20 protein-coding genes are annotated in these 18,607 nt (G+C 67.2%); 5 read left to right on the top strand and 15 right to left on the bottom strand.

Annotated features, from left to right (window positions below; all coding sequences use genetic code 11):
- The first annotated feature begins 11 nt into the window (after nt 1–11).
- From E5P2_RS08045 to E5P2_RS08055, 3 genes are read left to right on the top strand one after another with little or no spacing between them, the layout of a single operon-like run.
- Entirely contained in the window at nt 12–662 is a 651-nt protein-coding gene (locus E5P2_RS08045; RefSeq protein WP_162566599.1) for a gluconate 2-dehydrogenase subunit 3 family protein, read from the top strand.
- Nucleotides 659–2,422 (top strand): GMC family oxidoreductase, encoded by a 1,764-nt coding sequence (locus E5P2_RS08050; RefSeq protein ID WP_162566600.1) that lies wholly within the window; start codon nt 659–661, stop codon nt 2,420–2,422. The genes E5P2_RS08045 and E5P2_RS08050 overlap by 4 nt, the downstream gene beginning before the upstream one ends.
- Complete coding sequence (locus tag E5P2_RS08055) at nt 2,422–3,582, top strand: alpha-hydroxy acid oxidase (RefSeq protein WP_162566601.1); 1,161 nt, start codon at nt 2,422–2,424, stop codon at nt 3,580–3,582. Before E5P2_RS08050 ends, E5P2_RS08055 begins: the two co-directional genes overlap by 1 nt.
- 10 nt (nt 3,583–3,592) lie before the next feature.
- Here E5P2_RS08055 and E5P2_RS08060 read toward each other — a convergent pair whose 3' ends face one another.
- The 4 genes from E5P2_RS08060 to E5P2_RS08075 are packed head-to-tail and all read right to left on the bottom strand — an operon-like array spanning nt 3,593 to nt 5,990.
- Nucleotides 3,593–4,009, bottom strand: coding sequence for a cupin domain-containing protein (locus tag E5P2_RS08060; RefSeq protein WP_162566602.1), 417 nt, complete (start codon nt 4,007–4,009; stop codon nt 3,593–3,595).
- A gap of 11 nt (nt 4,010–4,020) precedes the next feature.
- Complete coding sequence (locus tag E5P2_RS08065) at nt 4,021–4,323, bottom strand: DUF1330 domain-containing protein (protein WP_162566603.1); 303 nt, start codon at nt 4,321–4,323, stop codon at nt 4,021–4,023.
- Nucleotides 4,324–4,359: 36 nt separating this feature from the next.
- Nucleotides 4,360–4,869, bottom strand: coding sequence for a VOC family protein (locus E5P2_RS08070; RefSeq protein WP_162566604.1), 510 nt, complete (start codon nt 4,867–4,869; stop codon nt 4,360–4,362).
- A gap of 14 nt (nt 4,870–4,883) precedes the next feature.
- Nucleotides 4,884–5,990: an Ldh family oxidoreductase gene (locus E5P2_RS08075; RefSeq protein WP_162566605.1), complete on the bottom strand. Its 1,107-nt coding sequence runs from the start codon at nt 5,988–5,990 to the stop codon at nt 4,884–4,886.
- Between the two features lie 185 nt (nt 5,991–6,175).
- Between E5P2_RS08075 and E5P2_RS08080 the strand changes: the two genes are divergently transcribed.
- On the top strand, nt 6,176–7,117 hold the full coding sequence (locus E5P2_RS08080; RefSeq protein WP_162566606.1) for a LysR family transcriptional regulator: 942 nt from the start codon (nt 6,176–6,178) through the stop codon (nt 7,115–7,117).
- Nucleotides 7,118–7,139: 22 nt separating this feature from the next.
- Here the strand turns inward: E5P2_RS08080 and dnaJ are convergent, their stop codons facing one another.
- The 5 genes from dnaJ to E5P2_RS08105 all read right to left on the bottom strand — a co-directional run bounded on the left by dnaJ (nt 7,140) and on the right by E5P2_RS08105 (nt 11,977).
- The gene (gene dnaJ, locus E5P2_RS08085) at nt 7,140–8,279 is read right to left on the bottom strand and encodes a molecular chaperone DnaJ (RefSeq protein WP_162566607.1); all 1,140 of its coding nucleotides are present in this window, start codon (nt 8,277–8,279) and stop codon (nt 7,140–7,142) included.
- A 90-nt stretch (nt 8,280–8,369) separates the two neighbouring features.
- On the bottom strand, nt 8,370–10,307 hold the full coding sequence (dnaK, locus tag E5P2_RS08090; RefSeq protein ID WP_162566608.1) for a molecular chaperone DnaK: 1,938 nt from the start codon (nt 10,305–10,307) through the stop codon (nt 8,370–8,372).
- 104 nt (nt 10,308–10,411) lie between these two features.
- Complete coding sequence (gene grpE, locus E5P2_RS08095) at nt 10,412–10,981, bottom strand: nucleotide exchange factor GrpE (protein ID WP_162566609.1); 570 nt, start codon at nt 10,979–10,981, stop codon at nt 10,412–10,414.
- Nucleotides 10,982–11,241: 260 nt separating this feature from the next.
- Nucleotides 11,242–11,592 (bottom strand): FKBP-type peptidyl-prolyl cis-trans isomerase, encoded by a 351-nt coding sequence (locus tag E5P2_RS08100; RefSeq protein WP_162566610.1) that lies wholly within the window; start codon nt 11,590–11,592, stop codon nt 11,242–11,244.
- 49 nt (nt 11,593–11,641) lie between these two features.
- Complete coding sequence (locus tag E5P2_RS08105; protein ID WP_162566611.1) at nt 11,642–11,977, bottom strand: winged helix-turn-helix transcriptional regulator; 336 nt, start codon at nt 11,975–11,977, stop codon at nt 11,642–11,644.
- Here E5P2_RS08105 and E5P2_RS08110 point away from each other — a divergent pair.
- Complete coding sequence (locus tag E5P2_RS08110; RefSeq protein ID WP_162566612.1) at nt 11,967–12,107, top strand: hypothetical protein; 141 nt, start codon at nt 11,967–11,969, stop codon at nt 12,105–12,107. The two genes, E5P2_RS08105 and E5P2_RS08110, sit on opposite strands and share 11 nt — an antisense overlap.
- Before the next feature lie 40 nt (nt 12,108–12,147).
- On the opposite strand, the gene asd is transcribed toward E5P2_RS08110, so the two are convergent.
- From asd to E5P2_RS08140, 6 genes are all read right to left on the bottom strand, one after another.
- Nucleotides 12,148–12,999: an archaetidylserine decarboxylase gene (gene asd, locus E5P2_RS08115; protein WP_162566613.1), complete on the bottom strand. Its 852-nt coding sequence runs from the start codon at nt 12,997–12,999 to the stop codon at nt 12,148–12,150.
- A 109-nt stretch (nt 13,000–13,108) separates the two neighbouring features.
- Nucleotides 13,109–14,101 (bottom strand): Bug family tripartite tricarboxylate transporter substrate binding protein, encoded by a 993-nt coding sequence (locus tag E5P2_RS08120; protein WP_162566614.1) that lies wholly within the window; start codon nt 14,099–14,101, stop codon nt 13,109–13,111.
- A 48-nt stretch (nt 14,102–14,149) separates the two neighbouring features.
- The gene (gene garD, locus E5P2_RS08125; protein WP_162566615.1) at nt 14,150–15,742 is read right to left on the bottom strand and encodes a galactarate dehydratase; all 1,593 of its coding nucleotides are present in this window, start codon (nt 15,740–15,742) and stop codon (nt 14,150–14,152) included.
- 12 nt (nt 15,743–15,754) lie between these two features.
- A complete protein-coding gene (locus E5P2_RS08130; protein ID WP_162566616.1) occupies nt 15,755–16,765 on the bottom strand; it encodes a lactonase family protein in 1,011 nt (336 codons plus the stop codon).
- Nucleotides 16,766–16,768: 3 nt separating this feature from the next.
- Nucleotides 16,769–18,121: a TRAP transporter large permease gene (locus tag E5P2_RS08135; RefSeq protein ID WP_162566617.1), complete on the bottom strand. Its 1,353-nt coding sequence runs from the start codon at nt 18,119–18,121 to the stop codon at nt 16,769–16,771.
- Nucleotides 18,112–18,606, bottom strand: a complete 495-nt coding sequence (locus tag E5P2_RS08140) for a TRAP transporter small permease (RefSeq protein WP_162566618.1) — start codon at nt 18,604–18,606, stop codon at nt 18,112–18,114. Before E5P2_RS08140 ends, E5P2_RS08135 begins: the two co-directional genes overlap by 10 nt.
- Nucleotide 18,607 lies beyond the last annotated feature (1 nt).

Consider the following 18,607-nt stretch of genomic DNA (forward strand, 5'->3'; position numbering starts at 1 on the left):
CCCGACCGACCATGCACCCTCACGCCTACCTGTTCCTGACGCAGCCCGAAGTGCGTTTTCTCGAGGCCGCGGCGGAACGGCTGATCCCCGCCGACGAACTCGGCCCCGGCGCGTGCGATGCGGGCGTGGCCTCTTTCATCGACGGGCAGCTCGCGAGTCCATGGGGCATGCACGGCCGGCAATACCGCACGGGTCCGTGGCACGAGGGCACGCCGCAGCAGGGCTTCCAGTCGCGCCTCGTGCCGCAGGAGATCTACCGGCTCGGCATCCGCGAGATCGACCAGCACTGCGTCGCGGCGCACGGCAAGCGCTTCGATCTGCTGCCCGTGGCCGTGCAGGACGAGTTGCTGCGGGCGATGGAGCGCGATGCCTTGCCGCTCCCGTCCTTGTCCTCGGGACTCTTCTTCACCTTGCTTTTCAGGAACACCATGGAAGGCTTCTTCGCCGATCCGATGTACGGCGGCAATCGCGACAAGGTGGGCTGGCGGCTGATCGGCTTTCCCGGCGTGGCCGCTTCCAACTACGTCGAGCATCTGGCGCAGCACAACGTTCGCTACGAGGTCGAACCGGTCAGCATCCTGGACATCGAAGCGCAGCGCGCGAAGGTCGACAGCCAGGGCTATGCGCGCCATGTGCTGCGGCGCGTGGATCCGGCGCAATGAGCGCGGTCAAGCTTGCCCCGGTCGACGTGGTGGTGGTCGGCGTCGGCGTCGCCGGCTCGATCCTCTGCAAGGAAATGGCCTCGACCGGCCTCAAGGTGGTCGGACTCGAACGCGGCCGCATGATCGATCCGCAGCACGACTTCGCCATGCCCTATGCGCACGACGAACTCAAGTACGACCGCCACAGCGACATCCTGCAGAACCTGTCGCGCGAGACCGTGACCTTCCGCAACACGGTGGCGCAGCGCGCGCTGCCGATGCGCGAGATGGGCTCCTTCAAGCCCGGCGAATGCGTGGGCGGCGCGGGCATGCACTGGGGCGCGCACGCGCGGCGCTTCCTGCCGTGGGATTTCGAGATGCACAGCCGCACCGTCGAACGCTACGGTCATGCCGCTCTGCCGACCGATTGGACCGGACAGGACTGGGGCATCGCCTACGACGAGCTCGAGCCCTACTACGACCAGTTCGAACATCTCTACGGCGTCGGCGGCAAGGCCGGCAACCTCGAAGGCGAGCTGCAGCCCGGCGGCAATCCCTTCGAGGGTGCGCGCTCGCGCGAATTTCCCAACCCGCCGAGCGAGCGCACCCATGCCGGCAGCCTGTTCGCCGAGGCTGCGCAGGGCCTGGGCCTCGCGCCGTTCCAGAACCCGACGGCGGCGATGACCAGCCCCTACACCAATCCCTATCGGTTGATGCTGGGCCAGTGCGTGCGCGGCGGCTTCTGCAACAGCCACGGCTGCGCGATGGGCGCCAAGGCCAGCCCGCTGACGACCGTGATCCCGGCGCTCGCCAGGCACGCCAACTTCGAATTGCGCGCGCATGCCAACGTCACGCGCATCGAGCTCGACTCGGAGCGCAAGCGCGCGGTCGGTGTCCACTACGTCGATGCGAATGGGCGCGAGATATTCCAGCCGGCCGATCTCGTGATCCTGGCTTCCTACACCTTCAACAACACGCGGCTGCTGCTGCTCTCGGGCATCGGCCGGCCCTACGATCCGGCGACGGGCGAGGGCGTGGTGGGCCGCAACTACGCCTACCAGACCGGCAGCAAGGTCGCGCTCTTCTTCGACGACAAGGTCTTCAATCCCTTCATGGGCGGCGGCGCGCTGAGCACTTCGGTCGACGATTTCAACGGCGACAACTTCGACCATGCGGGCCTCGACTTCATCGGCGGCGCCTACCTCGCCGCGCAGAGCAACGGCGCGACGCCGATTCGCTCCATCACGGTGCCGCCCGGCACGCCGCGCTGGGGCGGCGAGTGGAAGCGCGCTGCGGCACGCTACTACAACAGCACTTTCTCGATCCACGCGCATGGCGGCTGCCAGAGCTACCGCACCAACTACCTGGATCTCGATCCCACCTACCGCGATGCACTCGGGCAGCCGTTGCTGCGCATGACCTTCGACTGGCACGACAACGAGCGCCGACTGTCGGCCCATGCCGTCGAGCGCGCGGTGGAGATCGCGCGCGCGATCGGGCCTGCGCGCCACGGCGTGCATGGGCTGTCCGACATCTACAGCATCGTGCCCTACCAGAGCACGCACAACGTCGGCGGCGCGGTGATGGGCGCCGACCCGGCGACGAGCGTGGTCAACAAGTACCTGCAGTCGTGGGACGTGCCCAACGTCTTCGTGGTCGGCGCGAGCGCCTTTCCGCAGAACAGCGCCAACCCGCCGACGCTGACCGTCGGCGCACTGGCCTGCTGGACCGCCGACGCCATCAAGGACGAATACCTGCGCAAGCCCGGCGCGCTGATCTGATGCACTACCGCCATACCTACAACATCGAGGACCTGCATCGCGCCGCGCGGCAGCGCCTGCCGAGGATGTGCTTCGACTGGCTCGAGGGCGGCGCCGAGGACCACGTGACCTGGCTGCGCAACCGCGAGATCTTCGAGCAATACCGCTTCCGGCCGCACGTGATGGTGGATGTCGGCGGCCGTTCGCAGCAGGTCGGGCTCTTCGGCAAGACCTTCGAGGCGCCATTCGGACTCGCGCCGGTCGGCGCGGCCGGGCTTTACAGCCATCGCGCCGATGTCGCGCTCGCGCGCGCGGCACGCGACGCCGGCATTCCGTTCGTTCTCAGCACCGCATCCTTCGATCCGCTGGAAGAAGTCGCGAAGGCGGCCGAGGGCGGCACGCTGTGGTTTCAGCTCTACATGTCGAAGAACCGCGAGACCGCGGGCAAGCTGGTACGGCGCGCCTTCGACGCCGGCTTCGAGGCGCTCGTCGTCACCGGCGACGTGGCCGTGATCGGCAACCGCGAATACAACAAGCACAACCGCTTCAGCGTGCCCTTCAGGATGAACATGCCGACCGTCGTCGACGGCCTGCTGCATCCGCGCTGGCTGTTCGGCGTGTTCCTGAAGACGCTGATGCACTCGGGCGTGCCGCGCTATCACAACGACGAGAGCCCGCCCGGCAGCCAGGCCGTGACCAAGGAGTCGGTGGCCTCGTTCCAGGCGCGGCGCGACGAGATCGACTGGGCCGATGTGCAATGGCTGCGCGATCGCTGGCCGCGCAAGCTCTTCGTCAAGGGCGTGCTGCGCGCCGACGATGCGCTGGCCGCGCAGCGGCACGGGGCCGACGGCGTGTTCGTGTCGAACCACGGCGGCCGCGCGCTCGATGGCGCGGTGTCTTCGCTGGAAGTGCTGGCCGAAATCCGCGCTGCGGTCGGGCCTGCGATGAAGGTGATGATCGACAGCGGGTTCCGTCGCGGCACCGACGTGGTGAAGGCGTTGGCGCTCGGCGCCGACATGGTGTTCGTCGGCCGCGCGACGCTCTATGGCCTCGCGGCCGGCGGCGAGCCCGGCGTGCGCCATGCGATCGCGCTGTTGCGAAGCGAGATCGATCGCACGCTGGCACAGCTGGGCTGTCGCTCGATCGCCGACATCGCGCCTGATATGTTGCGCGGCGCCTGAGTACGGGTGCTCAGCCGCTGTGTTCGGCGGTGACGCGTCGCGTCTCGCCGGTCTCGGTCAGCGTGCGCGTGGCGTGGAGCGAGGCATAGATCCAGAGGATCTTCATCGGCCTGTCGTCGTTGAGGTTGCGAAAGCGATGCGGCAGCCCGGGCGGGATCCAGGTCGTGTCGAGCGGATGCAGGCGATGTTCGCGGCCATCGATGTCGAGCATGGCATCGCCTTCGAGCAGCATCACGCTCTCTTCGCAGTTGTGGCTGTGGAACGCGATCTTCGCGCCCGGCCCGAACTCGGTGATGCCGTTGATGAAGCCGCGCGCGCCGATGCCGGCCGTCACCAGCGGCGTGGTGCTGGCGCCGCCGCCGCGGTCGTAGGATTTCAGCTGGCCGGGACGCAGCACGGCGGGGGAGGGTGTGGTCGCGGCGTTCATCGATGATTCCTTCAGATGCCGGGCATCGCTTCGACGATCACCAGCTCCACTTCACCGGCGCCTTCTTCCTGCCGATGCCGGGATGCCGCCTGGTAGGCGGGCGATTCGTAGCAGGCGCGGGCATGTGCCAGCGAGGGGAATTGGATGACCACGAAGCGCTCGAATTTCTTCGGCCCTTCCAGCACGGCGAACTCGCCGCCGCGCGCGAGGATGCGGCCCTGGTGCGCAGCGATGATGTCGGGCACGAGGTCGGTGTAGCGCTTGTAGCGCACAGGGTCGTTGATCTTCGAGCGGGCGAGCCAGTAGGCACTCATGGAAGTCCTTTCGAGCGCGGCGCGACGCCGCGCAGGTCATCGGGTTTCGGTCGTCGCGGCGCTGTTGTCGCCGGTCGAAGTCCAGCTCGCGACGCGGCCGGCGCGCACGGCCTCCTCGGCGCTGAAGTTGAGCTCGACCTTGATGCCGTTGATCGGCTCGCGCATGAAGAGCTGGTAGAGGTCGGAGTTGTGCGCCTTGCGTTCGTTGAAGACCACGCCGTTGCGCGTCAGGCGCTCGACGAACTCGTCGATGCCCTCGCAGTTGAAGCACACATGGTCGATGCGGCCCGAGCCGGGCGCGCCGGCGGCCGAGTAGTCCTCGCCTTCCTTGTCGGAGGGCGTGCGCAGGTAGGTGTCCTGGTGCGCCGAGTGCCGTGCCTTGCCGATGTGCACCACGTCCTGCTCGCCGATGTAGAGCCAGTGCACCGGGAAGCCGAACTCCGGGTGGTAGCCGCTGCGAAAGCCGAGGTTGGTGCAGAACCAGTCGCGCGTGGCGTCGGGGTCGTGCGTGAGGATGAGGATGTGCTCCATGAACTTCAGTCCCATGGCGTGCTCCGTGTTCAGGGGTTGGGCGCGAGGATCGTACGCGTGTCGGGCTCGGCGCGCATCGTGGCCAGGCGCTCGGCGCCGACGCGGGTCGCCAGCGCGTCCAGGTCGGCCATCAGGCTGGGCGCGATCGGAATGCCATCGCGGGCATAGTCCTGCCGCCGCAGCTGGCTCTGCTCGCCCGGCAGCCAGATGCGCTCGACGCCCGGCAGCCGCTCGCCGTCGCGGATGTCGCGCACCAGCGCATCGATCGCACCGCGGAACACCTGCGTGTCGGCAAAGGCCGCGATGTCGATGACCAGGATCGCCTGGCCGGTGTTGGTGCGGGTGACGTGGTCCTGGTTGAAGTCGACCACCGCCTTGCCCATTGCGGCACCGTTCAGCGTGCCGGCGAGCAGGCCGATGACCAGCGCCAGGCCATAGCCCTTGTGGCCGCCGATGGGCAGCAGAAAGCCTTCGTGGGCGCGCGCGGGATCGCGCAGCGGCCGGCCTGCGCGGTCGATCATCCAGCCCTCGGGCATCATCTCGCCGCGCGCCGCCTTGGCCTTGACCTTGCCGTAGGCCGTGACGGTGGTCGCCATGTCGAGGACCACCGGCGCCTCGTCGCCGGCCGGGATCGCGACGGCGATCGGGTTGGTCGACAGCAGCATCTCCATGCCGCCCCAGGGCGGCAGGTGGTTGGCGTTGCCGACCGCGAAGTAGAGGCCGATCATGCCGTGCGCCACCGGCATGCGCGCGTAGAGCGATGCCGGCCCGGCATGGTTGCTGGCGCGCGAGCCGACCCAGGCGATGCCGGTCTCGCGCGCCTTCGCGATCGCCAGCTCGGCTGCGAAGGACATCACGAGATGGCCCATGCCGTTGTCGCCATCCACCAGGGCGGTGCCTGGCCGTTCCGTCACCACGCGGATGTCGGGCTGCACGTTGATGCCGCCGGCGAGGATTCGTTTGACGTACTGCGGCAGGCGGATCACGCCGTGGCCGTCGGAGCCCTGCAGGTCGGCCTGCGCCATCAGGGCGGCGACCCTGGCCGCATCGGGCGCGGGCAGGCCTGCGCGCTGCAGCACCGTGTCGATGAAACGGTCCAGCGTTTCGAGGTCCACATGTATCGAGTCGTTGGCCATGGGTTGTTTGTCTCGCACGTGCGCACGGGTCTTTGATGGGCCGGAGTCTAGGAGCGGGATGCCGGCAGCGTCCAATACCGAATTTCCTGCTGCCCATATCAGTTCGCTATGCGAGTGGCATCCGTCGCGCGCGATCCGGCCTATCATCCGCAGCGCCGGTGACAGCCGGCGATCCGGGTCTTCTCATGAACCTCCGAACACTGAAGTACTTCGTCGCGATCGTCGATGCCGGCAGCCTGACGGCGGCGGCCGAGGCCATCTCCATCGCGCAGCCGGCATTGAGCCGCCAGATGCACGACCTCGAGCGCGACCTTGGTGCGCAGCTGCTGCTTCGCACGCCGCGCGGCGTGCGCATGACGAAGGCCGGCGCCGCGCTCTACGAATCGGCGCAGCGCATGCTGGCCGAGGCGCAGAAAGTGAGAAAGCACCTGGAAGGACCGCAGCCGGCGGTCGAGAGCAGCGTCGTGCTCGGCGCCTCGCCGACCTTGTCGCGCGTGCTGGTGCCGGGGGTGTTCGAACGCTGCCAGCGTTCGCTGGCCGGCGTGAAGCTCACGGTGCGTGAGGCCTTCACGCCGATGCTGCTCGAATGGCTCGAGAAGGGGTTGATCGACATGGCCATCATCACCAGCAGCGGCATCGGCTCGGGCCGCGGCATCGCGACGCAGCCCCTGCTGGGCGAGCCCTTCGTGCTGGTCACGCAGAAGTCCAGGCAGATGAGCGCGATCGTTCCGGTGACGCGGCTGCCGCGCATTCCGCTTCTGATGACGACCCTGCACCGCAGCATCATCGAGCACGACCTGATGCCGCTGGGCATCCACCTGAACGTGCACTCCGAGATCGACTCGGTGGACACGATCCGCGAACTGGTGATGCAGGGCCACTGGTCGACGCTGATGCCGGTGTCGGTGTTCAAGCCGGCCGATCCACAGGGCCGCATCGTGCTGTCGGAGGTTTCCGGCGTGCAGCTGAACCGGCAGCTGATGATGGCCACGCGCATCGAGCGCAACGAGACTGCAGCGATCTCCGTGCTCAAGGATCTGGTGCAGGCCGAACTCGTGCGGCTGACGCGGCGCGGGATGTTCAGCCTGGGGAACTTCGCGGGCGCCGAGCCTGCGCCGTCACGCTAGCCGGCGCGACGCGGCCGCCGCCTCAGCTGAAGAATTCCTTCGCCTTGTCGAACCACCCCTTGTCGGTCGGGCTGTGCTTGTCGCCGCCCTTCTTGAGCGACTCGTCGAGTTCCTTCAGCAGCTTGCGCTGGTGCTCGGTGAGCTTGACCGGCGTCTCCACGCGCACGTGGCAGTACAGGTCCCCGGGGTAGCTCGATCGCACGCCCTTGATGCCCTTGCCGCGCAGGCGGAACTGCTTGCCGCTTTGCGTGCCGTCGGGGATGTCGATCGCCGCCGCGCCCTTGAGCGTCGGCACGCTGATCTCGCCGCCGAGCGCGGCCGTGCTGATGCTGACCGGCACCACGCAGTGAAGATCGTCGCCGTCGCGCTCGAACAATTCGTGCTTCTTGAGCCGGATCTCGATGTAGAGGTCGCCGGGCGGCCCGCCGTTGGTGCCGGGTTCGCCGTTGCCGGTGCTGCGGATGCGCATGCCGTCGTCGATGCCGGCGGGGATCTTCACTTCCAGCGTCTTGTTGTTCTTGATCTTGCCCTGGCCGTGGCAGGTGGTGCAGGGCTCCGGAATGATCTTGCCGGTGCCGTGGCAGGTCGGGCAGGTCTGCTGCACGCTGAAGAAGCCCTGGCGCATCTGCACCGCGCCCTGGCCGTGGCAGGTGGTGCAGGTGATCGGCTTGGTGCCCGGCTTGGCGCCGCTGCCCTTGCAGGTGCCGCACTCGTCCCAGCTCGGGATGCGGATCTGCGCTTCCTTGCCATCGGCGGCTTCCTCGAGCGTGACTTCCATCGCGTAGCTCAGGTCGCTGCCGCGAAAGACCTGGCGCCCGCCGCCCTGGCGGCCGCCGCGCGCACCGCCGAACACGTCGCCGAAGATGTCGCCGAACGCCTCGGCAAAGCCGCCGAAGCCTTCCGCGCCCGGACCGCCGCGCATGTTGGGGTCGACGCCCGCATGGCCGTACTGGTCGTAGGCGGCCCGCTTCTGCGGGTCCGACAGCATCTCGTACGCCTCCTTGCACTCCTTGAACTTGGCTTCGGCGTCCTTGCCGGTGTCCCCGTGGTTGCGGTCGGGGTGGTGCTTCATCGCGAGCTTGCGATAAGCCTTCTTGATCTCGTCCTCGTTCGCATTCTTGGGGACGCCGAGGGTTTCGTAGTAGTCGCGTTTGGTGGCCATGGTCAGGGGTCGGTGGCAGGGTCGTCAGAAAACGGAAAAAGGCCGGACCACCTTGCCAAGGGGGTCCAGCCTCGTGTCAGGGTCGAGCGATCAACCCTTCTTGACTTCCTTCACTTCAGCGTCGACCACGTTGTCGTCCGCCGGAGCGCTTGCAGCTTCCGGGCCTGCGGCGCCTGCCGCACCACCCGCCGCGCCGGCCGCGGCCTGCGCGTCCGCATACATCTTCTCGCCCAGCTTCTGGCTCGCGCTCATCAGCGTGTTGGTCTTTTCCTCGATCGCTGCCTTGTCCTCGCCCTTCAGCGCTTCCTCGACATCCTTGATGGCAGCTTCGATCTTTTCCTTCTCGCCGGCATCCAGGCTCGCGCCGTGTTCGCCCAGCGACTTCCTGACGCTGTGGACCATCGCCTCGCCCTGGTTGCGGGCCTGGACGAGCTCGACCTTCTTCTTGTCCTCGGCCGCGTTGAGCTCGGCGTCCTTCACCATCTTCTGGATCTCGTCCTCCGACAGGCCCGAGTTCGCCTTGATGGTGATCTTGTTTTCCTTGCCGGTGCCCTTGTCCTTGGCGCCGACGTGCAGGATGCCGTTGGCGTCGATGTCGAAGCTGACCTCGATCTGCGGCGTGCCGCGCGCCGAAGGCGGAATGCCTTCGAGGTTGAACTCGCCCAGCAGCTTGTTGCCCGAGGCGATCTCGCGCTCGCCCTGGAACACCTTGATGGTCACGGCCGGCTGGTTGTCCTCGGCGGTCGAGAAGGTCTGCGCGAACTTGGTCGGGATGGTCGTGTTCTTGGTGATCATCTTCGTCATCACGCCGCCCATCGTCTCGATGCCGAGCGACAGCGGCGTCACGTCGAGCAGCAGCACGTCCTTGCGGTCGCCCGAGAGCACCTGACCCTGGATGGCGGCGCCGACGGCCACGGCCTCGTCGGGGTTCACGTCCTTGCGCGGTTCCTTGCCGAAGAATTCCTTGACCTTGTCCTGCACCTTGGGCATGCGCGTCATGCCGCCGACCAGGATCACGTCGCTGATGTCGTTGACGCTGACGCCCGCATCCTTGATGGCGGTGCGGCAGGGCGCGATGGTGCGCTCGATGAGTTCATCGACCAGCGACTCGAGCTTGGCGCGCGTGAGCTTGATGTTCAGGTGCTTCGGACCCGAGGCATCGGCCGTCACGTAGGGCAGGTTGATGTCGGTCTGGGCGCTGTTGGAGAGCTCGATCTTGGCTTTCTCGGCGGCTTCCTTCAGGCGCTGCAGCGCGAGCACGTCCTTGCCGAGGTCGACGCCTTGCTCTTTCTTGAACTCGGAAATGATGTAGTCGATGATGCGCTGGTCGAAGTCCTCGCCGCCCAGGAAGGTGTCGCCGTTGGTCGACAGCACTTCGAACTGCTTCTCGCCGTCGACGTCCGCGATCTCGATGATCGAGATGTCGAAGGTGCCGCCGCCGAGGTCATAGACGGCGATCTTGCGGTCGCGCTTGTCCTGCTTGTCGAGGCCGAAGGCCAGCGCCGCTGCGGTCGGTTCGTTGATGATGCGCTTGACGTCCAGGCCCGCGATGCGGCCGGCGTCCTTGGTGGCCTGGCGCTGGCTGTCGTTGAAGTAGGCGGGCACGGTGATCACCGCTTCGGTGACCGGCTCGCCGAGATAGTCCTCGGCGGTCTTCTTCATCTTGCGCAGGATCTCGGCGCTGATCTGCTGCGGCGCGAGCTTCTTGCCGCGCACCTCGACCCAGGCATCGCCGTTGTCGGCCTTGGTGATGGTGTAGGGCATCAGGTCGATGTCCTTTTGCACTTCCTTTTCCTCGAACTTGCGGCCGATCAGGCGCTTGACCGCGTAGATCGTGTTCTTGGGGTTCGTGACCGCCTGGCGCTTGGCCGAGGCACCGACCAGCACTTCGCCGTCTTCCTGGTAGGCGACGATCGAGGGCGTGGTGCGCGCGCCTTCCGAGTTCTCGATCACGCGGGTGGTGTTGCCTTCCATGATCGACACGCACGAGTTGGTGGTGCCGAGGTCGATGCCGATGATTTTGGCCATGATGTTGTTGCTCCTGAACGCGAAAAATAGGTTGTTGTGAACTTGTGGATAACCGGGCTCGATTCAAGGGATGGAGCGGGGATTTCCTGTGGGTTGCTTGTGATTCAGTTCGGCGCGCTGACGGTCACGAGCGCGGGGCGCAGCACGCGCTCGGCGATGGTGTAGCCCTTCTGCAGCACGTTGGCGACGGTGTTGGGTTCCTGGCCCGGCGCGGGCACCACCGAGATCGCCTGGTGCTGGTGCGGATCGAACTTGCTGCCGGCGGCCGGCGCGATCTCGATCACCTTGTTGCGTTCCAGCGCGCTCTTGAGCTGGCGCAGGGTCGCTTCGGCGCCCTCGCGGATCTGCTCGGGCGTGGCGTCGGTGACGGCCAGGCCGGCCTCCAGGCTGTCCAGCACCGGCAGCAGGCCTTCGGCGAAGGATTCGATCGCGAACTTGCGGCCCTTGGTCACTTCCTCGTCGGCGCGCCGGCGGGCGTTCTGCACATCGGCCTGCGCGCGCAGGTACTGGTCCGCCAGCTCGGCATTCTTCGCCTTCAGCTCCGCCAGCTCGGCGGTCGCCACTGCCAGCGCGTCGGCCTCGTTGGCGGCCTGCGCGGCCTCCAGCTCTTCGGGGCTCGGTTCGCCCTGCAGGAAGGATTCGGGATTCTGATGTGGGTTTTGCGGGTCAGACATGCTTCAAAAGCCGGCGGCCACGCCGGAAAACAATGAAAAACGAAGGATGCGTGCCACGTGGGGCCGCCCCCGCGCTTTTCAAGACAAAAAAATGCGGCCTTTTCGACCGCAGCGCCGCATGATTCCCCCTTCGCGGGCACCGCCGCCGTGGCAGTGTCTCCCTTCGGGAAACACCGCGGAACCGGCTCAGCCGGGCCGCCGGTGTTGCCCCCGGCAGGGGGTTGGCGGCCACACGAAGTGGGCAAGCCTGGGGGCGAGCGTCAGTGACTATCGAGGAGTTCTACGTCGAACTTGAGGGTCGCGTTCGGCGGGATGACGCCGCCCGCGCCGCGCGCGCCATAGCCCAGCTCTGCCGGAATGATCAGCGTGCGCTTGCCGCCGATCTTCATGCCGGCCACGCCCTCGTCCCAGCCCTTGATGACCTGGCCGGCGCCGAGCGAGAAGGCGAAGGGGTCGTTGCGGTCGCGGCTCGAATCGAACTTGGCGCCCTGCACGCCGTCGTTGTAGAGCCAGCCGGTGTAGTGCACGTGCACGTGGTGGCCGGCCTTGGCCTCGGCGCCGTCGCCGACGGTCGTGTCTTCGTATTGCAGGCCGGAGGGAGTGGTGGGCATGGAGCGCTCCTTGTGTCGGAATGGGAGAAGAAAGAGCCGGGCAGTTTAACTAACGGCCCGGGCCGACCACCGGCGGCGCGGTCTTCTTGATCTGGCTCAGCTGCCACTTGCCGGCGAAGGCCTGCAGGTCGGACAGGCGCTTGAGCAGGTCCTGCCCGCTCGGCGTCAGGCAGTAGCCGTCGCTGGCATGGCTCACCAGCCCGGCCTCGCGCAGTTCCTTGATGCGGGTGTTGAGCGTGTTGGGCGTGATGCCGCCGACGCTGTCCTGCAGCAGGCGGAAGGTTTGCGCATGGCCATCGCGCAGCGCCCAGAGCACACGCAATGCGTAGCGGGCTTCCAGCAACGCGAGCAACTGGCTGACGGCTGCGGTTTCCTTGCTGCTCATCGACATCGTCTCCTCGGCTGGCGGCGCGGTGCCGCTGTCGTGGCCGCGCATTTCTTTTGTGAAAGGTGACGGACCGTTCGGACCGGCCGGCGACTATAGCGCAGAAGCTGGTGTGCTACAAGTTTTATAGCTATGGACGCAGGCCGGCTGCGGCCCGTGGCATCAAGGCCTCAAGCGATCGGGTAGCTGGCCATCGGCTCGCCGAGCCGCACCGGACGTGCCGGCGACCAGTCCGGATCGAAGCACAGGGGCGGCGCGGGAAACAGCATCACCACCGTCGAGCCGAGCAGGAAGCGGCCCATCTCCTCGCCCTGGCGCAGCACGATCTGCTGACCGTCATAGCGCCATTCGCGCACCTCGCCGCCGCGCGGCGGATTCACCACGCCGTGCCACACCGTCGCCATGCTGCCGACGATGGTCGCGCCCACCAGCACCAGCACGAAAGGCCCGCGTGCCGTCTCGAACACGCAGACCACGCGCTCGTTGCGCGCGAACAGGCCGGGCACGCCGCGCGCGGTGATCGGGTTGACCGAGAACAGCTCGCCCGGCACGTAGACCATGCGCACCAGCCGCCCATCGCAAGGCATGTGGATGCGGTGGTAGTCCCTGGGGCTGAGATAGAGCGTGGCGAAGCTGCCGTGCGCGAACTGCGCGGCCAGCGCCGCATCGCCGCCGACCAGGGCGGTCGTGGTGTAGCGGTGGCCCTTGGCCTGGAAGATCTGGTCGCCCTCGATCGGCCCGAACTGGCTGATCGCGCCGTCGACCGGCGACACGAAGTCGGCCTGCGCAATCGGCCGGGCGCCGGGCTTGAGGGCGCGGGTGAAGAATTCGTTGAAGGTCTGGTAGCTGGCGACGTCGCTGGCCAGCGCCTCGCCCATGTCGACGCCGTACTTGGCGACGAAGCGGCGGATGATCCAGGTCGTGACCGCGCCGCGCTCCTTGCCCGCGACCCAGCCGGCGAAGGTGGTCAGCGCCTGCTTGGGGAACAGGTACTGGGGCAGGACGGGGAGGCGGTCGGACAAGGAGGCTTCTCAAAAATGGAAGGCGATTCTATCGAGGCCACGTCCAGGCCGGCGCCGGGCCGCCCCAAGACGGCCTGCGGCCCCCTCGGGGGGCAGCGAGTACACCACATCATTCAGGCTTGATGTTCGCGGCCTTGATCACCTGCGCCCACTTCTCGACCTCGGCCTTCTGGAAGGCCGAGATCTGCGCCGTCGTCATGTCGGCCGGCTCCATGCCGAAGCCCTTGAGCTTTTCCTGCACCTCGGGCTGCGCGAGGATCTTGCGGATCTCGGCGTGCAGCCGGTCCACGATCGGCGCCGGCGTGCCGGCCGGCACGAAGATCGCCTGCCACGAGACGACCTCGAAATCGGCCAGCCCGGGCACGCCCGATTCGGCGATCGTCGGCACGTCGGGCATCGAGGCCAGCCGCTTGGCCGAGGTGACGGCGATCGCGCGCAGCTTGCCGCTCTGGATGTGCGGCCCGGCGACCACCGTGGTGTCGAACATCATGTCGACCTGGCCGCCGATCGCGTCCTGGATCGCCGGGCCGCTGCCCTTGTAGGGAATGTGCGTGAACTTCACGCCCGACTTGTAGGCCATCAGCTCCAGCGCCAGGTGCTGCGAAGTGCCGGTGCCCGCCGACGCCGACGAGAGCCCGCCCGGCTTGGCCTTGCTGGCCGCGAGCACGTCCTTCAGTGTCTTGTAGGGGCTGTCCTTGCTCACCACCAGCACGACCGGGTTGGTGCCGATCAGCGTCACCGGCGCGAAGGACTTGATCGGGTCGTAGCCGATGCGCGGATAGAGGCTCACGTTGATCGCGTGCGAGCTGATGGTGCCGCCCAGCAGCAGGTAGCCGTCGGGCGCGGCGCGCGACGCGACCTCGGAGCCGACGCTGCCGCCGGCGCCGCCCTTGTTGTCCACGATCACGTTGGTGCCCAGCACCGGGCCGAGCTTCTGCGCGATCAGGCGGCCGAGCACGTCGGTCGTGCCGCCGGCGGGGAAGGGCACGAGGTAGGTGATCGTCTTGCCGGTCGGCCAGCCCGAATCCGCGCGTGCGGGCAGCGTGATGAAAGTGCCGGCCAGTGTGGCGGCGGCGGTGGAGAGCAGGGTGCGGCGTTGCATGGGTTGTTGTCTCTTTCTCGGAAATTCGATGAATGTGCGGATGGTGTTTCAGGTCACCGGTGCGGGGTTGAAGAGCACGAGTGCGTTGTGCAGTTTCCAGTGTTCGGCCCAGGTTTTCCTGCGGCCGCTGGCGACGTCGAGCATCAGGCGGAACAGCTCCCAGCCCACGTCCTCGATGGTGGCTTCGCCGTCGGCGATGCGGCCCGCGTTGACGTCCATCAGGTCGTGCCAGCGGCGTGCGAGATCGCTGCGCGTCGCGACCTTGATCACCGGCACCTCGGCCAGGCCGTAGGGCGTGCCGCGGCCGGTGGTGAAGACGTGCAGGTTGATGCCGGCGGCCAGCTGCAGCGTGCCGCAGATGAAATCGCTGGCGGGCGTGGCTGCGTAGATCAGGCCCTTCTGCCGCACCTTCTCGCCGGGCGAGAGAACGCCGGAGATCGGTGCGCTGCCCGACTTGACGATCGATCCCATCGCCTTCTCGACGATGTTCGAAAGCCCGCCCTTCTTGTTGCCCGGCGTGGTGTTGGCGCTGCGGTCGACGCGGCCCTTGTCGAGGTAGGCGTCGTACCAGGCCATCTCGCGGATCATTGCCTCGGCCACCTCGGGCGTGGTCGCGCGCGAGGTCAGCTGATCGATCCCGTCGCGCACCTCGGTCACTTCCGAGAACATCACGGTCGCGCCGGCGCGCACCAGCAGGTCGGTGCAGAACCCGACGGCCGGATTGGCCGTGACGCCCGAGAACGCGTCGCTGCCGCCGCATTGCACGCCGACCACCAGCTCGCTGGCCGGCACGGTTTCGCGGCGGCGCGCGTTCAGGCGTTCCAGGTGCTCTTCAGCCTGCCGCATGATCGAATCGACCATCGACATGAAGCCCACGTGCGCATCGTCCTGCAGACAGACCACGTCGAGCTTCGCGTCCGCGCTGTCGCCGACGTCGGCCACGTTGCGCTCGTCGACCAGCGGGATGGTGCCGGGCGGCATCAGGCGCTCGGGCTGCAGCTTCTCGCAACCCAGGCTGACCAGCATCACTTCGCCGCCGAAGTTCGGGTTGAGGCTGATGTTGCGCAGCGTGCGGATCGGGATGATCGCGTCGGGCGCATCGATGGCCACGCCGCAGCCATAGCTGTGTTCGAGCGCGACCACGTCGTCGACGTTGGGAAACTTCGGCAGCAGCTCGGCCTTGATGCGTTGCACCGCGAATTCGGTCACCCCGGCCACGCACTGCACGGTCTGGGTGATGGCGAGGATGTTGCGCGTGCCGACCGAGCCGTCAGCATTGCGGTAGCCCTCGAAGCCGTAGCCCTCGAGCGGCGGCAGCGCCGGCGGCTGGACGGTCGCGATCGGGAGCCCTTCGAGCGAACGCGCGGCGGGCATTTCCAGCAGGCGCTCGTGCACCCAGCTGCCGGCGGGAACGTCGCGCGTCGTGCGGCCGATCACCACGTTGTAGCGCAGCACCGGCGTGCCGGCCGGCAGGTCGACCAGCGCGACCTTGTGGCCTTGCGGCACCTTGTCGATCAGCGTGAGGCCGGATGGGAACACGGTGCCTGCGGTCAGGCCGCCGTCGTTGGCAACGATCGCGACGTTGTCGCGCTCGTGCATCGTGATGTAGAGCGGTGCGCGGCTCTGGATGGCAGTGGGCATGGCGGATCGTCCTCAGCTGTCGAGCATGATGCTCTCGATCCAGTTCGGTCCGTGGCCTGCCGCGCAATCACCGAGTTGATTCAGCGAACCCGTATCGGCGTCGATCGCGTACAGGCGCACGCGGTGCGAGCGCTGGCCGGCAGCGACCAGGAAGCGGCCATCCGGCGTCACGTTGAAGCCGCGCGGCTGTGCCTCGGTCGGCACATGGCCGATCAGCGCAAGCGTGCCGTCGGCGGCATCGACACGAAATGCCGCGAGCGTGCCGGAGCGCCGCTCGCTGCTGTAGAGAAAACGCCCGTCGGGCGTGAGATGAAGGTCGGCCGCCCACGGTTCGCCCTTGAATCCGGGCGGCAATGAATCGAGCGTCTGCACCGTGCGCAGCGCGCCGCTTCGAGGATCGAGCGCCAGCACGTCGATTGCCGCATCGAGTTCGTTCAGCAGATAGACGAAGCGCGCATCGCGGCTGAAGACGAAGTGCCGAGGACTCGCCTTGGCATGCGGCTGCATCGTGGGCGGCGTGTTCGGCGCCAACTGCCCGGTCGCCGCATCGAAGCGGAATTGCGTCATCACGCCGCCGCCCAGGCTGGTGGCGAAGACGAAGCGGTTCGACGGATCGGCGTGGATCGCGTGCGCGTTCGGCCCGGTCGACAGCACCTGCTGCGCGGCCTGCACGACGCCATCGGCATCGATCGGGCTGACGGCGACCAGGTTGCCGCCATAGGACGCGCTGAAGAGGAAGCGGCCGCTGCGGTCGGTCGCGATCGAGGCCATGCTGTGCGGCAGCGCCGCAGCGCCGAGGACATCGAGCTCGCCGCTCTTCGGATCGATCTCGAAGCTCAGCACTTCGCGCGGCTCGGAACGGCGCACCGCATACAGGCGCCGGTGGTCGGGACTGAGCGCGAGCGGCATCGCTTCGCCGCCGACCTCGACGCGCTGCACCGCCGTCAGCGCGCCGCGCCGCGGGTCCAGATGGAGTACCGAGATGTCGCCGCTCTCGGCGTTGGAAACGTAGACCGCGATCATGGGTCAGAACACCGGATGGCCGGTGATGATGGACGGCAGCCAGGTCGAGAACGAGGGCACGTAGGTCACCAGCGTGATGGCGATGAAGATCGCCAGGTAGTAGGGCCACGCGGTCTTGGTCGCCTCGCCGATCGAGATCTTGCCGATCGCGCAGCCGATGAACTGCACCGTGCCCACCGGCGGATGCACCAGGCCCAGCGCGCAGTTCAAGAGCAGCATCATCCCGAACTGCACCGGACCGACGCCCATCTGGATCGCGAGCGGCAGGAACAGCGGCGTGGTGATCAGGATGTGCGCCGCCATGTCCAGGAAGATGCCCAGGAAGATCTGGATGATGTTGATGTACAGCAGCATCAGCCATGGCGTCGTGGTCGCGGCCAGCAGCGCGGCCTCGATGGTGTCCGGGATCTCGAGGTACGCCATCTGGTAGCGCAGCATGTTGGACACGCCGATCAGCAGCAGGATCACGCCGGTCGTCTTCGAGGCCTTGGCCAGTGACTTCAGCAGGTTCTTGCGCGTCATCGTGCGGTAGGCGACGGTGGTCAGGAGCAGCGAGTAGGTGACCGCGATCGCCGCGGCCTCGGTCGCGGTCGCGATGCCCTTCATCACGCTCACCAGGATGATCACGATCACCATCAGCCCGGGGATTGCCGCGATGAAGGTGCGCAGCACCGTGGGCCATCCCGGAAAGCGTTCGAGCATCGTGCTGCCGTCGGCGCGCTTCGGATAGCCGTACTTCGCGGCCTGCCAGTAGGCCGCGACCAGCATGCAGACCATGATCCAGAACACCGGGATCAACCCCGCGAACATCAGGTCGCCGATCGACACGCCCTTGATCACGTGGCCTGCGATCTCGCCGACCGCCGCCTGCGCCGCGAAGGCGTAGATGATCATGTTGTGCGAGGTCGGCATCAGCGCGCCCGACAGCGAGGCATGCGTCGTCACGTTGACCGCATAGGCCGCGCTGTAGCCCTCGCGCTTCATGATCGGGATCATCACGCCGCCCATGGCCGAGGTGTCGGCCACCGGCGAGCCCGAGACGCCGCCGAACAGCGTCGACGCCATCACGTTCGCCAGGCCCAGGCCGCCCCTCCAATGGCCGACCAGGCTGCGCGCGAACACGACGATCTTGTCGGCAATGCCGCCGTGCAGCATCAGCTCGCCCGAGAAGATGAAGAAGGGGATGGCGAGGAACGAGAACACGTTCATGCCCGACACCATCATCTGGATCGCCGTCTCGAAGGGCAGGCCCTCGGCCGCGAAGGTCAGCAGACAGCTCAGCCCGATCGCGAACGCGACGGGCATCCCGAGCAGGAGGAAGACCAGGAAGCTGACCGACAGCAGTGTCAATGCCATGATGGGACGACCTCATGGCCGGTGAATTGCGCCACCATGTGCTCGAGCGAGAACAGGGTGATGAGTACGCCGGCGATCAGCACCGGCACGTAGCGGACCGCTTCGGAAATGCCGAGCGTGGGGATCGTGTCGCTGCGCGTCGACGTCGCCATCTCCGCGCCGCCGGCGAAGAGGGCGACCGCGAACGCGATGCTCAGCGCGTAGACGATGAACTTGCACCAGAACTGCACCTTCGCCGGCAGCACCTTGACCAGCGAATCCAGGCCGATGTGCCCGGCGTCGCGCACGCCGGCGGAAGCGCCGAACATGGCGACCGAGATCACCAGCAGCAGGGCCACCTGCTCGACGTAGGGCGGCGCGTCGTTGAAGACGTAGCGCAGCACCACGCCGTAAACGACGACCCCGAGCAGGCCGGCCAGGCACACGCAGGCCAGGTACATCGTCCAGCGCGAGAGAAGCGCGTTCAGTCGGGAAAACAAGCTCATC

This window comes from Variovorax sp. SRS16, assembly GCF_901827165.1.
Lineage (GTDB): Bacteria > Pseudomonadota > Gammaproteobacteria > Burkholderiales > Burkholderiaceae_C > Variovorax.

Excerpts from the sequence above, each read along its gene's own strand:
- garD (WP_162566615.1), bottom strand. The coding sequence starts at position 15,742 with ATGCCCACTGCCATCCAGAGCCGCGCACCGCTCTACATCACGATGCAC.
- E5P2_RS08080 (WP_162566606.1), top strand. The coding sequence starts at position 6,176 with ATGAACCTCCGAACACTGAAGTACTTCGTCGCGATCGTCGATGCCGGC.
- E5P2_RS08140 (WP_162566618.1), bottom strand. The coding sequence starts at position 18,606 with ATGAGCTTGTTTTCCCGACTGAACGCGCTTCTCTCGCGCTGGACGATG.
- E5P2_RS08045 (WP_162566599.1), top strand. The coding sequence starts at position 12 with ATGCACCCTCACGCCTACCTGTTCCTGACGCAGCCCGAAGTGCGTTTT.
- E5P2_RS08050 (WP_162566600.1), top strand. The coding sequence starts at position 659 with ATGAGCGCGGTCAAGCTTGCCCCGGTCGACGTGGTGGTGGTCGGCGTC.
- E5P2_RS08055 (WP_162566601.1), top strand. The coding sequence starts at position 2,422 with ATGCACTACCGCCATACCTACAACATCGAGGACCTGCATCGCGCCGCG.
- E5P2_RS08060 (WP_162566602.1), bottom strand. The coding sequence starts at position 4,009 with ATGAACGCCGCGACCACACCCTCCCCCGCCGTGCTGCGTCCCGGCCAG.
- E5P2_RS08135 (WP_162566617.1), bottom strand. The coding sequence starts at position 18,121 with ATGGCATTGACACTGCTGTCGGTCAGCTTCCTGGTCTTCCTCCTGCTC.
- E5P2_RS08075 (WP_162566605.1), bottom strand. The coding sequence starts at position 5,990 with ATGGCCAACGACTCGATACATGTGGACCTCGAAACGCTGGACCGTTTC.
- E5P2_RS08120 (WP_162566614.1), bottom strand. The coding sequence starts at position 14,101 with ATGCAACGCCGCACCCTGCTCTCCACCGCCGCCGCCACACTGGCCGGC.
- grpE (WP_162566609.1), bottom strand. The coding sequence starts at position 10,981 with ATGTCTGACCCGCAAAACCCACATCAGAATCCCGAATCCTTCCTGCAG.
- E5P2_RS08130 (WP_162566616.1), bottom strand. The coding sequence starts at position 16,765 with ATGATCGCGGTCTACGTTTCCAACGCCGAGAGCGGCGACATCTCGGTA.
- E5P2_RS08065 (WP_162566603.1), bottom strand. The coding sequence starts at position 4,323 with ATGAGTGCCTACTGGCTCGCCCGCTCGAAGATCAACGACCCTGTGCGC.
- E5P2_RS08070 (WP_162566604.1), bottom strand. The coding sequence starts at position 4,869 with ATGGGACTGAAGTTCATGGAGCACATCCTCATCCTCACGCACGACCCC.
- E5P2_RS08100 (WP_162566610.1), bottom strand. The coding sequence starts at position 11,592 with ATGCCCACCACTCCCTCCGGCCTGCAATACGAAGACACGACCGTCGGC.
- dnaJ (WP_162566607.1), bottom strand. The coding sequence starts at position 8,279 with ATGGCCACCAAACGCGACTACTACGAAACCCTCGGCGTCCCCAAGAAT.
- dnaK (WP_162566608.1), bottom strand. The coding sequence starts at position 10,307 with ATGGCCAAAATCATCGGCATCGACCTCGGCACCACCAACTCGTGCGTG.
- E5P2_RS08105 (WP_162566611.1), bottom strand. The coding sequence starts at position 11,977 with ATGAGCAGCAAGGAAACCGCAGCCGTCAGCCAGTTGCTCGCGTTGCTG.